Source organism: Pseudomonas viridiflava (assembly GCF_900184295.1).
Lineage (GTDB): Bacteria > Pseudomonadota > Gammaproteobacteria > Pseudomonadales > Pseudomonadaceae > Aquipseudomonas > Aquipseudomonas viridiflava.
This window is the reverse complement of record NZ_LT855380.1, coordinates 2,275,940-2,290,076: the sequence shown is the minus strand read 5'-3', so window position 1 is coordinate 2,290,076 and position 14,137 is coordinate 2,275,940. Positions and strand designations below refer to the sequence as shown.

Sequence of the window (14,137 nt, the reverse complement as noted above, 5' to 3'; positions counted from 1 at the left end):
TCGGAGGCACGATGAAAAAACTCAAACTGGTGATGATTGGCAACGGCATGGCCGGCGTGCGCACACTCGAAGAGTTGCTCAAATTAAGCGAAGACTTGTACGACATCACAGTCTTCGGTGCCGAGCCACACCCCAACTACAACCGGATTCTGCTCTCGCCAGTGCTGGCGGGCGAACAGACGTTCGAAGAAATCGTACTCAACGACCTCGCCTGGTATGAAAACAACGGCATTCAGTTGCTGCTGAACCGGCGCGTGGTCAGGATTGATCGCATCAAGCGTCTGGTGATCGCTGACGATGGCACGCAGGCCCATTACGACCGCCTGCTGATCGCTACCGGTTCGAGCCCGTTCATTCTGCCGATTCCCGGCAACACGCTGGAGGGCGTGATCGGCTATCGCGACATCGGCCACACCCGGGAAATGATCGACACTGCCGCCACGCACAAGCGCGCGGTGGTTATCGGCGGCGGTCTGCTGGGCCTGGAAGCGGCCAATGGCCTGAGCATGCGCGGCATGCTGGTCACAGTGGTCCATAACGGACAAACGCTGCTGGAGCGTCAACTGGACAAGACCAGCGGTCTGATGCTTCAGGCCGCGCTTGAACAGCGCGGTCTGAGCTTTCGCCTCAACGAGCAGACCGAGGCCTTGCTGGGCGACGATCACGGTCGCGTACAAGCCGTGCGCTTCAGGAACGGCGATGTCATCGCCGCTGATCTGGTGGTGATGGCAGCCGGAATTCGTCCCAATACCGAACTAGCCGAACAGGCTGGCCTGCCGTGCAGCCGTGGCATTCTGGTCAACGACACGCTGCAGACCTACGACCCGCGTATCTACGCCATCGGCGAGTGCGTCAGCCATCGAGGCATCGCCTACGGCCTGGTCGCACCTCTGTTCGAACAGGCCAGGGTCTGCGCCAATCACCTTGCGCAGCTGGGTTTCGCCCGTTACCAGGGCTCGGTGACGTCGACCAAGCTGAAAGTGACGGGAATCGACCTGTTCTCCGCTGGCGACTTTCTGGGTGGCGAAGGCACGGAAAGCATCACCCTGTCCGACCCTATCAGCGGGATCTATAAAAAACTGGTCATCAAGAATGACGTGCTGGTGGGTGCGTGCCTGTACGGCGACACCGCCGATGGCAGCTGGTACTTGAAACAGATTCGCGAAGGCCAGGGCATCGATGCCATTCGCAACCACCTGATGTTCGGCGAACCCGCTCCGACCGAGGCGGCGTGCGCATGACCCGCCTGGCGATCCCGACCACTCAAATCACGGCATCCACCTGCTGCTACTGCGGCGTGGGTTGCGGGGTGCTGATCGAGCACGACGGGCAGAACATTCTGGGCGTCAGTGGCGACCCGCAGCACCCGGCCAACTTCGGCAAACTGTGCAGCAAAGGCTCAAGCCTGCACCTGACCGGCGACATCGACGCGCGCGCACTTTACCCGGAACTGCGCCTGGGCAAAGATCTGGCCCGCAGTGTCACCGACTGGGATACGGCGCTGGACCACGCTGCCAACGTATTCGCCGACAGCATCCGTAAGCATGGCCCGGACAGCGTGGCGTTCTACATATCCGGCCAGTTGCTGACCGAGGATTACTACGCATTCAACAAACTGGCCCGCGCCCTGATCGGCACCAACAACATCGACAGCAACTCGCGGCTGTGCATGTCATCGGCCGTGGCGGGCTACAAACGCAGCCTCGGCGCCGACGCCCCGCCCTGCAGCTACGAAGACATCGAGCTGAGCGATTGCGTGATGATCGTCGGCAGCAACATGGCCTACGCCCATCCGATTCTGTTCCGTCGTCTGGAAGAAGCGAAGAGCCGCAGACCCGCGATGAAACTCATCGTCATCGATCCTCGGCGTACCGACACGTGCGAACTGGCCGATCTGCATTTGGCGATTCAGCCCGGCACCGATGTGGCCTTATTCCACGGCATTCTCCACGTGCTGATCTCTCAAAGACTTATCGATCAGGCGTTCATCGCCGCACACACTCAGGGCTACGACGACCTCGAAACGCTGGTCCGCGATTACCCCCCGGAGCACGTCGCACAGCTGTGCGGCATTGCGCTCGAGCAACTGCTGACCTGCGCCCGCTGGATCGGCGAAACGCCCAGTTTTCTGTCACTGTGGTGCATGGGGCTGAACCAGTCCACGGCGGGCAGCGCCAAGAACAGCGCGCTGATCAATCTTCACCTCGCAACGGGCCAGATCGGCCGCGTTGGCGCCGGCCCCTTCTCGCTCACCGGCCAGCCAAACGCCATGGGTGGCCGTGAAACCGGCAGCCTGTCCAACCTGCTGCCGGGCCATCGCGAAGCCGCCAACCCGGAACATCGCGCCGAAGTGGCCGAATACTGGGGCGTCGACCAGTTGCCCGCCAACCCCGGTCTGTCTGCCATCGAGCTGTTCGAACAGCTGCAGAGCGGCAAGATCAAGGCGCTGTGGATTGCCTGTACCAACCCGGCGCAGTCACTGCCGGACCAGAACAGAATCAGAGAAGCGCTGCAGACCTGCCCGTTCGTGGTGCTTCAGGAAGCGTTCAAGACCACTGAAACGGCACGCTTCGCCGACCTGTTGCTGCCCGCCGCCAGTTGGGGTGAAAAGGAAGGCACGGTAACCAACTCGGAGCGACGGATTTCCAATGTGCGAAAGGCGATTCAGGCTCCCGGCCAGGCACGTCCGGATTGGGCGATCACCGTGGACTTCGCCCAACGCCTGCAACATCGGCTGCAGCCCGAAGCGCCCGCCCTGTTCGACTTCAGGAATCCGGCCGCCCTGTTCGATGAATTCAAAGGCCTGACCGTCGGGCGCGACCTGGACATGTCAGGCATTGATCGCGCATTGATCGACCGTCAGGGGCCGCAGCAATGGCCATTCCCGGTGGGCACCAGCGTCGGTACGCCGCGCCTGTATGCGGATGGCATCTTCCCTTCCCCATCGGGCCGTGCGCAGTTCCTGAGCGAGCCGTACGTGGCTGCCAGGGAACTGCGCGATGCCGACTTCCCGCTGACCCTCAACACCGGTCGCCTGCGTGACCAATGGCACGGCATGAGCCGGACCGGGACCGCTGCCCGCCTGTTCGGCCACGTCAGCGAAGCGGTGCTGGGTCTGCACCCGCAAGACTTGCAACTGCATGCGTTGCAGGCCGGCGATCTGATCAAACTGGTCAGCCGTCGCGGTGAACTGTATTTGCCGGTGAGCAGCGATGACAGCGTACGTCCCGGCCAGGCATTCCTGCCCATGCACTGGGGCGATCGCTTCCTCAAGGGTGGCGTGAATGTCCTGACCCAGCCGGCGTATGACCCGATTTCAAAACAGCCGGAACTCAAACATTCTGGCGTCAGGATTGAAAAAGCCGATCTGCCCTGGCAGTTTTTTGCGCTGGTGGAAGGCGATGTGCAGCAGCAATGGGAGCGTCTGCGCTCATTGTGTGGATCATTCACCTACCTGAGTCTTGGCCTCGTCGGCCGCGAACGCCCTGCCCTGGTGATTCGAGCCGCAAACGCTGTTGCGCCGGACGCGAGCCTGCTGCAACAGATCGACGTGTTGCTGAGTGTCGCTGAAGGTCCGGTACTGGCCTACGACGACCCCAAGCGCGCCATCGGCAAGCGGGTGCGGATCGACAACGGTCGTATTACCGCCATCCGCCTGGCCGGCGAGACCCTGGCGCAGCATTGGTTGCAGACGCTGTGGCTCGAAGAGCGCGTCGATCTACCGCTGCGCCGCTGGCTGCTCGCGCCACTGAGCAGCCAGCCGGGCAAGGATGGTTCGCAAGCGCGCGACAAGACCCTGTGCAACTGCATGAACGTCAAACAGAGCGCCGTGCTGAAAGGCGTCGAAGCTGGCCTGGACTTGAATCAACTGAAGAAACAATTAGGCTGCGGGACGATGTGCGGTTCCTGCGTCCCTGAAATAAAAAGACTGATCAACACCGTGATGGTCACTGAATGAGGAACACAGCATGAGCGCAAAAGTCTGGCTGGTGGGCGCAGGCCCGGGTGATCCCGAATTGCTGACGCTCAAGGCCGTGCGGGCCTTGCATGAGGCGGATGTGGTGTTGATCGATGATCTGGTCAACCCCGCTGTGCTTGAGCACTGTCCTGCTGCAAGGGTTATCCCGGTCGGTAAGCGCGGCGGTTGTCGCTCGACGCCACAGGCCTTCATCCATCGCCTGATGCTGCGCTACGTGCGACAGGGTAAATGCGTGGTGCGCTTAAAGGGCGGAGACCCGTGCATCTTCGGCCGTGGCGGTGAGGAAGCAGAGTGGTTGCAGGAACGCGGCGTGGCAGTGGAGCTGGTCAACGGCATTACTGCTGGCCTGGCGGGTGCAACGCAATGCGGTATTTCGCTGACGCTACGCGGGATCAGCCGTGGGGTAACGCTGGTCACCGCCCATACTCAGGACGACAGCAGCCTCAATTGGCAGGCACTGGCGCAAAGCGGCACGACACTGGTGGTGTACATGGGCGTGGCGAAGCTGCCACAGATTCATGAGAACCTGCTGGCGGGAGGAATGAGCCCGGACATGCCGGTGGCGATGATCGAGAACGCGTCCCTGCCATCGCAACGTGAATGCCGCAGCACACTTGCAAACATGCAGCGTGATGCCGCTGCGTTCGAATTGAAGAGCCCTGCCACTCTGGTGATCGGCGCAGTCGCCGCAGGCAACCAGGAAGTCTTGAATCAGACATTGTTGGACGATCTTCAGCAACAGGCCGGCTGAGTTCCAGCTTTATTGCCTACCCGCCAGCATGCATGCACGCTCAAATCGCAGACAAAGAAAAGCCCGGCCTGAGCCGGGCTTTTCAGTACAAGCGGCTAATTACTTAGCTTGAGCTTCTACTTCTGCTTCTACGCGACGGTTAACTGCGCGGCCAGACTCAGTTGCGTTGTCAGCAACTGGACGGGATTCGCCGTAACCAACCGAGTTTACGCGGCTAGCACCAACGCCATACTGGTTGACCAGGACCTGCTTAACGGCGTTTGCACGACGCTCGGACAGCTTCTGGTTGTAAGCGTCAGGACCGACGGAGTCAGTGTGACCTTCAACAGTGGTGGAGGTTTGTGGGTACTGCTGCATGAAGTCAGCGAGGTTCTTGATGTCGCCGTAGCTGCTAGGCTTGACTACGGATTTGTCGAAATCGAACTTCACGTCCAGCTCAACACGAACCACTTCAGCAACGGCTGGGCAGCCATCAGCGTCAACAGTTACGTTTGCCGGGGTGTCTGGGCACTTGTCAACGTTGTCGCAAACGCCATCGTTGTCGCTGTCGGAGCACACTTCAGCTACTGGAGCGGGTGCTGCTTCAACTTTCTTGCTGCCGCCACCGAAGTTAACGCCGATACCGACGCTTGGCGCCCACTCGGTGTCGCCTTGGTCGATGTTGTACTGAGCTTCAACGCCTGCACGGGCATAGAAGTTGTCAGTGAAGTACAGCTTCGCGCCGCCGCCAACGTTGGCGAAGGTGGAGCCGTTACGGCCGCCACGAGCGTCCTGGCCAATGCTCTGGTCAGAGAAACCGGCAGACAGGTAAGGACGCAGCATGTCGCCCGGGTTGTTGAAGTGGTACAGAGCGTCCAGGGCGGTGTTGGAGCCCTTGATGTTCTTGCCGCTGTCGCTACGGACGTTGTGAACTTCGTCGTAGCCCAGACGCAATTCAACGTCATCGGTCAGGAAGTAGCCAACGGAGCCGCCGAACAGGTTGCCGTCGTTTTTGAAGTTACGAGCGCTGTCGTAATATTCTTTCTTGGCGAAGCCTTCGATTTCGACCGCGCCTTGGCCTTGTGCCAGAGCGCCGAAAGAAGTTGCGGCAACAATAGTACCAATGGCCAAGCCCAAGGTGTTTTTCAGTTTCATCCGTTAAATCCCCATCTGATGATTGTAAAGCAGTCCCGCATAACTGGGGACAACTCGTCGGCAAGTCTACCAGACCTTGCCAGTTCGTTAGAGATATTTGCTCGCCGTTAAGTTTCGACGATACCTGCAAATTTCTCACGTAGTTTATCAAGCGCCCGCTTGTAACGCATTTTCGTTGCGCTCAAGCCCATGTGCATGATGTCTGCGATCTCCTGGAACTCCAGTTCTGCGACAAATCGCAGCACCAGAATCTCCCGATCAATCGGGTTCACGTGCACAAGCCAGCGATCGAGACCGCCCCGCTCTTCAGGTTTTGGCGTCTTTTCTTCCGACGCTTCCTCAAGCGGATCCAGACTCAAAGCGTCCATCAAGCGACGCTTACGCCGTTCCTTCCTGTATTGAGTGATGCACTCGTTGTACGTGATGCTGTAGAGCCAGGTCTTGAATTTCGATTTACCCTCGAAATTCTTCAAGCCATACAACACCTTAAGCATCACCTCCTGACAGACATCGTCCGCGTCGCGATCGTTCCCTAAATAACGTGCACAGACGTTAAAAAGTGTCCGCTGATAGCGACGCATCAATTCTTCATACGCCCGCGTCACGTTGAACAGCTCGACGTGGGCACGTGCCACCAGCTCCTCATCCGAGAGCTCGTGTGGATCGTAGCGCGTTGAAAGCGGTTGAGGTTTATTCAAAACGAATCTTGCCGACAGTCAGGTCAATGTCCGCCACAGCCCTTTCCGGCAACTTGGCGGCATAGATTAGCAGGTTAGCCGCTTAACGGCTGCTTACTCTCTGATCGAGGAGGATGCGGTTGGAAAAAGAAACCAGCTCCCCTTCGTCTGTCAGCAGGGTCGTCTTGACCGTACCGATTTCCTCTATCTGCCCCTCGGTGTCGCCTATCTGCACCTGCTGGCCCACCTGATAAAGTTCACGCACATAAATTCCGGCGATGATCTGACCTGCAATTTCGCGACTTCCCAGGCCCAACGCCAGGGCGACCGCCAGACCAACGGTCAGCAAGGCAATCACGATCACATGGTTCAGCAGGTCGGTTTTGACCTCCAGCTGGCTGATCGCGACAGAAATGCTGATGATAATGACCAGCCCCTGGGCAATTCGCCCGAGTCCGGCGGAGTAATCGATGCCGACGCCTTCAGCCGCACCGCGCACCAGTCCATTGACCAGTTGCGCCAGCAAGACACCGACCAGCAGCACCAGTGCCGCGCCGAACACCTTCGGCAGATAAAGCGCCAGCATGTCGAGCGTGGCCGATACGCGCTGCAGACCCAGAGATTCTGCAGCGGATACCAGGAAAATCAGCAACACAAACCAGTAAACGATCCTGCCGATAAGTGTGGAGATCGGCACCTTGACGCCCGCACGCCCCATGATCTTGGTCAGCCCTGTGCCGCCGACCAGACGATCCAGCCCCAGCTTGGCGAGCAGTTTGGACAGCAGCGCATCAAGCAGCTTGGCTACGGCAAAGCCGAGCACCACCACGACGAGCGCGCCAAACAGGTTGGGGATGAAGTTTGCAACTTTGGTCCACAATGCAGTCATTGCAGCAAGAAGGCTCTGCGTCCAGAGGTTCAATTCCATGCTCAATCAGCCTTATCGGTAGAACGGGCACCAGATCCGGTGCGACGGGAAACGGGAGCGACATGGGCAGAACCGTTGTTGAGTGCGATCATCATCGCCTCGGACCAACGGCCCAGCAGCCCGAACAACACACCGGCACCGACCTGGCGGTTGGCGGTTTTCAGGACTCGCCCCAGACATGCATCGTCGTCCCGGCTGGAGGATGACGAGTTCAGCATGTCACGTAAAGATTCTTCGAACGGATCGTGCATCAGGCACCTCACGCAATGTAAGTCAAAGACGTGACGCTTTGCGGGTGAGTCACAAACGCTTCATGAAAAAACATATAAGTATAAGCCTTATACCCAACGCAACCGTCTGAACAACCACCACTGCCCGGCCGCCAGCGCGACGATCAGGCCGCACGCGACCAGAAAACCGTAGGGATTTTCCGCCCCCGGAATGCCACCGACATTGATACCCAGCAGGCCGGTCAGAAAACTCATGGGCAGGAAGATACCGGTGATGATGCCGAAGCGGTACAGAGTGCGATTCATGTGCTCGCGCAGACGCCGGTCTTCGGACTCAAGCAGCAGCCCGACTCGCTCTCGGGTCAGTTCAAGCTCTTCAAGGTAACGGGTCAGGCTGTTGTTCAACTCGTTCCAGTAGTCGGCGTCTTCATTGTCGAACCAGGTCAGTTTGATCCGTGAAAGCTGGCCATAGATATCGCGCTGCGGCCCCAGAAAACGCCTGAGACCTGCCGCACGGCGGCGGATGTGCAGCAACTTGCCATGTTCGGGACTGTACCGTTCGTCGGCGTCGGTCTTTTCTTCTTCCTCATCGACCGACTCAGTCAGCTCGCCCACCAGATCCTGAACCTTGTCGGTCAGGTACTGGGCCAGATAGAGAATCAGTTCCGACGCCGTTTTGGGGCCTTTGGACTGGCCGAGCAGCTCGATCAGTTCTTCGGTGGCGCGCAAGGGCCGCAGCCGCAACGAGATGACCCGCTGCGCCGCTGCGAAAATCCGCACCGAAACCATGTCTTCCGGCTCAGCGCCGGGATTGAGGTTCACGCCGCGCAGAAACAGCAGCAATTCCTCGTCCGGCAACGCCAGCAGACGCGGCCGGGTATTTTCTTCAAGCAGCAGATCACAGGCGAACTCGCTCAGGCCGCTGGCGTTGCGCAACCATGTCTGGGTCTGCGGATGACTGCGGTCCCAATGCAGCCACAGGCTTTCCTGCGGCTGCATCTGAAGTTCCTGAAGCTCGGTCCGAGCGATGAAGCGCGCCCCACCCTTACCATCCAATACGAGGGCATGAACCAGCCCCCACTGCGCGTTTGCTTCATCGAACATTGAGTCGTCGCTTATTCCGGCATGGTCAGGGGGGAAGGAGAAATAATCACGCCGTTGTTGTCGGCGTACAGATAATCGCCCGGCTTGAAGGTCACACCACCGAAGGTCACCGGCACGTTCAGCTCACCGATGCCGCGCTTTTCGCTTTTCTTCGGATGGCTGGCCAGCGCCTGCACGCCCAGATCGGTCTGGGCCAGCATGTCCACGTCTCGCACGCAGCCGTAGATCAGCAGACCTTCCCAGCCATTTTTCGAGGCCTGCTCGGCGACCATATCGCCCAGCATTGCGCAACGCAGCGAACCGCCGCCGTCAACCACCAGGACCTTGCCCTTGCCGTCCAGAGCAATCTGCTCCTTGACCAGCGAGTTGTCTTCGAAACACTTGAGGGTGACGATCTGGCCGCCAAACGAGTCGCGTCCACCGAAATTGCTGAACATCGGCTCGACAACCTGTATCAGGTCCGGATAAGCGTCACACAGATCGGGGGTGAGGTAGTGCATGAGGTCAACTCCTGTCATTGAGGCATGGGCTCAAGAATGGTGCAGATCAGCGTGCTGCGCAGTGCAGTGTCTTTATAGCGACTTTAACCGCTAACTGCCTACTGCCACCTGAAGCTCAGCTGTCTGTTCAGCAGACCGCTCGCGCAGCCAATCGATCACTCGGGGCCATACCTGTTGCTGCGCGCCCTTGCTGACCAGCATCTGCACATGACCGAAATCTTCGTTGAAGCCATGCTCGCGGCCCAGACAGAGAAACTGCTTGAGTTCGCTGCCTGCCTGATCGAACAGCATTCGACAGGCCCATACCGGATCCTGGTGATCGCCCACCGCGGCCACTGCCAACAACGGAACCTGAACGGCTTTCAAGCCTGCCCACCAGTCACCGTGACGATCACCGAAACGCCCGAACAGACCATGCCAGCGCATGCTTTCAAGCAATATGCCCATGGGCTCGTCTTCCGGGCCGCGCTTGAAACGCGGACCCGATACATGCTCGAAACGCTTGAGCAGAAGACGACTGGACCATTGCAGCGGCGGAATCTTCAGCGGCCAGTAGCTGCGACTGATCTGACTGCCGAACAACGCCACCGACGCCGCGCTCTCGACGCCAAGGTATTCGCCGCCCAACGCTGCAGCCAGCGTGGTACCACCCAGCGAATGACCGATCCAGTGCGGTACCTGCCCGTTTTGCTCTTGTACGAAGGCGGCGATTGCTGGCACGTCATAGCGGGCGTAATCGGCCACGCAATTGCCGCGATAGTTCTGATTGCGCGCCGACAGCCCGTGTCCGCGCATTTCGGGAATCCAGACGTCATAACCGGCACGCGCCAGAAACGGCCCCAGACCGATTCCCTTGGGCGAATACCAGAACCTGCGATTGGAAAAACTGCCGTGTACCAGAATGACCGGGATACCGCGTCCATGAGCCTGATCGACCAGACCCAGGCGGGTCACGGCCAGTTCGACGCTCGGGTCAGGACTGTTGGCAGGTTTGAGGCGGTAGACATCCTCGACCAGATCACCACGACGCTCGGCACTGATCAAGGCAACGGGAAATAGGTGGCTGCTGCTTTGCATATTGCTCTTTTTCGGAAATTCAAAGGCATCGGGTCGCCTCTGACAGACTGTATGAAACTGCGTGTGGGTGCGCCGTGAGGCGCATAAAAAAGGCGGTCTCCGAAAAAACCGCCTCTTTTTGATGAAACCCTGAACCACAAGACGGCTCAGGGCTTTTTCGCGTCACATCAGACCGGCGCCTGCGCCTCGGCCAGGAAGAACCAGGTTTCCAGCACCGAATCGGGGTTGAGCGAAACACTCTCGATGCCCTGATCCATCAGCCAGCGCGCCAGATCCGGGTGATCGGAAGGCCCCTGACCGCAGATGCCGATGTACTTGCCAGCCTTGTTACAGGCCTGAATGGCGTTGGACAACAGCTTCTTGACCGCTGGGTTGCGTTCGTCGAACAGATGCGCAATGACGCCCGAATCACGATCCAGACCGAGGGTCAGCTGCGTCAGATCGTTGGAGCCGATGGAGAACCCGTCGAAGTACTCGAGGAACTCTTCAGCCAGAATCGCGTTGGACGGCAGCTCGCACATCATGATGATGCGCAGACCGTTTTCGCCGCGCTTCAGGCCGTTGGCCGCCAGCAGGTCGATGACCTGGCTCGCTTCGCCCAGGGTGCGCACGAACGGCACCATGATCTCGACGTTGGTCAGGCCCATGTCTTCACGTACACGCTTGAGGGCACGGCATTCCAGCTCGAAGCAATCGCGGAAGTTTTCGCTGATGTAACGCGATGCACCGCGGAAACCCAGCATCGGGTTTTCTTCTTCCGGCTCGTACAGTTTGCCGCCGATCAGGTTGGCGTATTCGTTGGACTTGAAGTCCGACAGACGCACGATGACCTTTTTCGGGGTAAACGCGGCAGCCAGGGTGCTGATGCCCTCGACCAGCTTCTCGACGTAGAAGCCGACCGGATCGTCGTAACCGGCGATGCGCTTGTCGACGCTGTCCTTGATTTCCGGCGGCAGCAGCGAGTAGTTCAGCAGCGCCTTCGGGTGCACGCCGATCATCCGGTTGATGATGAACTCCAGACGCGCCAGGCCGACACCGGCGTTGGGCAGCTGGGCGAAATCGAACGCGCGGTCCGGGTTGCCGACGTTCATCATGATCTTGAACGGCAGCTCGGGCATGGCATCGACCGAGTTGGTCTTGATGTCGAAACCCAGCTCGCCTTCAAAAATGTAACCGGTGTCGCCTTCGGCGCAGGAAACCGTCACACCCTGCCCGTCCTGCAGCAACTGGGTGGCGTTGCCGCAACCCACAACGGCCGGAATGCCCAGTTCACGCGCAATGATCGCTGCGTGGCAGGTGCGACCGCCACGGTTGGTGACAATGGCACTGGCGCGCTTCATGACCGGTTCCCAGTCGGGGTCGGTCATGTCGGAGACCAGCACGTCACCTGCCTGGACCTTGTCCATCTCGGACACGTCCTTGATGATCCGCACCTTGCCCGCGCCGATGCGCTGACCGATTGCGCGACCTTCGACCAGCACCTTGCCGGTCTCCTTGAGCAGGTAGCGCTCCATGACGTTGGCCGAGGCGCGGCTCTTCACGGTTTCAGGACGCGCCTGAACGATGTAGAGCTTGCCATCGTCACCGTCCTTGGCCCACTCGATGTCCATCGGGCACTTGTAGTGCTTCTCGATGATCATGGCCTGTTTGGCCAGTTCGGACACTTCGGCATCGGTCAGGCAGAAACGCGCACGATCCGCAGGCTCGACGTCGATCACCTTGACCGAACGACCGGCCTTGGCTTCTTCGCCGTAGATCATCTTGATGGCCTTGCTACCCAGGTTGCGACGCAGGATCGCAGGACGGCCAGCGGCCAGGGTATCTTTGTGTACGTAGAATTCGTCCGGATTGACTGCGCCCTGCACAACCGTTTCACCCAGGCCGTAGGCGCCGGTGATGAACACCACGTCGCGAAAGCCCGACTCGGTATCCAGGGTAAACATCACGCCCGCAGTACCGGTTTCGGAACGCACCATGCGCTGCACGCCAGCGGAGAGTGCGACCAGCTTGTGATCGAAGCCCTGATGCACGCGGTAGGAAATGGCGCGGTCGTTGAACAGCGAGGCGAACACTTCCTTGGCGGCACGAATGACGTTCTCGACGCCACGGATGTTCAGGAAGGTTTCCTGCTGGCCTGCGAAGGAGGCATCAGGCAGGTCTTCGGCGGTGGCGGAAGAACGCACGGCAACGGCCAGATTCGGATTGCCTGCCGACAGCGCGGCAAACGCAGTGCGAATCTCGGCGTTGAGCTTCTCGGGGAACTCGGCTTCCATGATCCACTGACGAATCTGCGCGCCTGTTCTGGCCAGGGCGTTGACGTCGTCGACATCAAGAGCATCCAGAGCTGCGTGGATCTGATCGTTCAGACCGCTGAGCTCGAGAAAATCACGGTAGGCCTGGGCCGTAGTCGCGAAACCACCAGGCACTGAGACACCAGCGCCTGCGAGGTTGCTGATCATTTCGCCGAGGGATGCGTTCTTGCCTCCCACATGCTCCACATCATGGACGCCGAGCTTATCGAGGGAAACTACGTACTCTACCAAGGTGATCTCTCCACTAACTGTGTTTATTGTTGGGAAAAGCTCATTCACCGGGGTCACGGCAACGCGACCGCAGGCGTTTCGGAACAGGCGCGAACCCGAACCTTCAAAATAGGCGAGAATGCAGACCCTCAGGGCCCGCAAGCGCGCCTATGATATCCAGAAATCGTCAACTGCTTAAGGCCAGGGGCGCAAATGAAACGATCCGCTTTCTTCATCTCCGACGGGACCGGCATCACGGCCGAGACCCTTGGGCAAAGCCTGTTAGCGCAATTTGAAAACATCACGTTCAACAAGTTCACCAGGCCCTATATCGACAGCGTCGAGAAAGCGCGGGCGATGGTACAACAAATCAACAAGGCCGCCGACAAGGACGAGGTGCGGCCGATCATCTTCGACACCATCGTCAATCAGGACATCCGGGAAATTCTGGCGACGTCGAACGGCTTCATGATCGATATTTTCTCGACCTTCCTGGCGCCGCTGGAACTGGAGCTTAGTTCACACTCCTCGTATTCGGTGGGCAAATCGCACTCCATCGGTCACAACTCCAACTACATGGAGCGCATCGAGGCGGTCAATTTCGCACTGGATAACGATGACGGTGCGCGCACGCATTACTACGACAAGGCCGACATCATTCTGGTCGGTGTCTCGCGCTGCGGAAAGACCCCGACCTGCCTGTACATGGCCATGCAGTTCGGCATCCGCGCAGCCAACTATCCGCTGACCGAAGACGACATGGAACGCCTGCAACTGCCTGCGGCGCTCAAGCAGCATCGCGAGAAACTGTTCGGCCTGACCATCGACCCGGATCGCCTGACGGCCATTCGTCACGAACGCAAACCCAACAGTCGCTACTCAAGCTTTGCCCAGTGCGAATTCGAAGTACGGGAAGTGGAGAGTCTGTTTCGCCGGGAGAACATCCCGAACATTAACTCCACCCATTTCTCGGTGGAAGAAATCTCCGCCAAGGTGCTGGTGGAGAAAGGGGTTGAGCGGCGGTTCAAGTAGGGGCCATTTCGTTAGATCCTGATCGCGCTCATCGCGATACACGAGTCTGCCTCAACTCTGATCGTGCCCATCGCTCTGCGTGGGCATGCCTCCCGTGACGCTCCGCGTCACAAATGGCACAGACTGCGGACTCAGTGAGCCGGGCGCCCGACTCAGGTCACCTTTGCGCCCTTACGGCGCGCTACTTTGAGGGACCAAAGTAG

At 59.2% G+C, this 14,137-nt stretch carries 12 protein-coding genes and 1 pseudogene; 5 read left to right on the top strand and 8 right to left on the bottom strand.

Features of this window, described 5'->3' with window-relative positions:
- Positions 1-11: 11 nt before the first annotated feature.
- The 3 genes and pseudogenes from CFBP1590_RS10565 to cobA form a co-directional block, all read left to right on the top strand.
- Positions 12-1,217 (top strand): annotated as a pseudogene (locus CFBP1590_RS10565) (NAD(P)/FAD-dependent oxidoreductase); the annotation flags it as partial.
- A gap of 20 nt (positions 1,218-1,237) precedes the next feature.
- On the top strand, positions 1,238-3,958 hold the full coding sequence (locus tag CFBP1590_RS10560) for a nitrate reductase (RefSeq protein ID WP_088234978.1): 2,721 nt from the start codon (positions 1,238-1,240) through the stop codon (positions 3,956-3,958).
- A gap of 10 nt (positions 3,959-3,968) precedes the next feature.
- Positions 3,969-4,730 (top strand): uroporphyrinogen-III C-methyltransferase, encoded by a 762-nt coding sequence (gene cobA / locus CFBP1590_RS10555; RefSeq protein ID WP_088234977.1) that lies wholly within the window; start codon positions 3,969-3,971, stop codon positions 4,728-4,730.
- Positions 4,731-4,829: 99 nt separating this feature from the next.
- Here cobA and CFBP1590_RS10550 read toward each other — a convergent pair whose 3' ends face one another.
- The 8 genes from CFBP1590_RS10550 to ppsA all read right to left on the bottom strand — a co-directional run bounded on the left by CFBP1590_RS10550 (position 4,830) and on the right by ppsA (position 12,923).
- On the bottom strand, positions 4,830-5,864 hold the full coding sequence (locus tag CFBP1590_RS10550; RefSeq protein ID WP_025996041.1) for an OmpA family protein: 1,035 nt from the start codon (positions 5,862-5,864) through the stop codon (positions 4,830-4,832).
- 107 nt (positions 5,865-5,971) lie between these two features.
- Positions 5,972-6,562 (bottom strand): RNA polymerase sigma factor SigX, encoded by a 591-nt coding sequence (gene sigX / locus CFBP1590_RS10545; RefSeq protein ID WP_004885689.1) that lies wholly within the window; start codon positions 6,560-6,562, stop codon positions 5,972-5,974.
- Between the two features lie 82 nt (positions 6,563-6,644).
- On the bottom strand, positions 6,645-7,469 hold the full coding sequence (locus CFBP1590_RS10540; protein ID WP_004885692.1) for a mechanosensitive ion channel family protein: 825 nt from the start codon (positions 7,467-7,469) through the stop codon (positions 6,645-6,647).
- A 2-nt stretch (positions 7,470-7,471) separates the two neighbouring features.
- Positions 7,472-7,720 (bottom strand): hypothetical protein, encoded by a 249-nt coding sequence (locus CFBP1590_RS10535; RefSeq protein WP_004885697.1) that lies wholly within the window; start codon positions 7,718-7,720, stop codon positions 7,472-7,474.
- An 87-nt stretch (positions 7,721-7,807) separates the two neighbouring features.
- Positions 7,808-8,803, bottom strand: a complete 996-nt coding sequence (gene cmaX / locus CFBP1590_RS10530; protein WP_088234976.1) for a divalent cation transporter CmaX — start codon at positions 8,801-8,803, stop codon at positions 7,808-7,810.
- An 11-nt stretch (positions 8,804-8,814) separates the two neighbouring features.
- On the bottom strand, positions 8,815-9,303 hold the full coding sequence (gene rraA / locus CFBP1590_RS10525) for a ribonuclease E activity regulator RraA (RefSeq protein ID WP_029244453.1): 489 nt from the start codon (positions 9,301-9,303) through the stop codon (positions 8,815-8,817).
- 90 nt (positions 9,304-9,393) lie between these two features.
- Positions 9,394-10,380, bottom strand: a complete 987-nt coding sequence (locus tag CFBP1590_RS10520) for an alpha/beta fold hydrolase (RefSeq protein ID WP_088234975.1) — start codon at positions 10,378-10,380, stop codon at positions 9,394-9,396.
- Between the two features lie 167 nt (positions 10,381-10,547).
- On the bottom strand, positions 10,548-12,923 hold the full coding sequence (ppsA, locus tag CFBP1590_RS10515) for a phosphoenolpyruvate synthase (protein WP_025996036.1): 2,376 nt from the start codon (positions 12,921-12,923) through the stop codon (positions 10,548-10,550).
- Here ppsA and CFBP1590_RS28395 point away from each other — a divergent pair.
- Together CFBP1590_RS28395 and ppsR are read left to right on the top strand one after the other, a co-directional pair.
- Complete coding sequence (locus CFBP1590_RS28395; RefSeq protein WP_370454405.1) at positions 12,870-13,076, top strand: hypothetical protein; 207 nt, start codon at positions 12,870-12,872, stop codon at positions 13,074-13,076. The two genes, ppsA and CFBP1590_RS28395, sit on opposite strands and share 54 nt — an antisense overlap.
- Before the next feature lie 39 nt (positions 13,077-13,115).
- Positions 13,116-13,934: a posphoenolpyruvate synthetase regulatory kinase/phosphorylase PpsR gene (ppsR, locus tag CFBP1590_RS10510; RefSeq protein WP_004885714.1), complete on the top strand. Its 819-nt coding sequence runs from the start codon at positions 13,116-13,118 to the stop codon at positions 13,932-13,934.
- Positions 13,935-14,137: the final 203 nt, after the last annotated feature.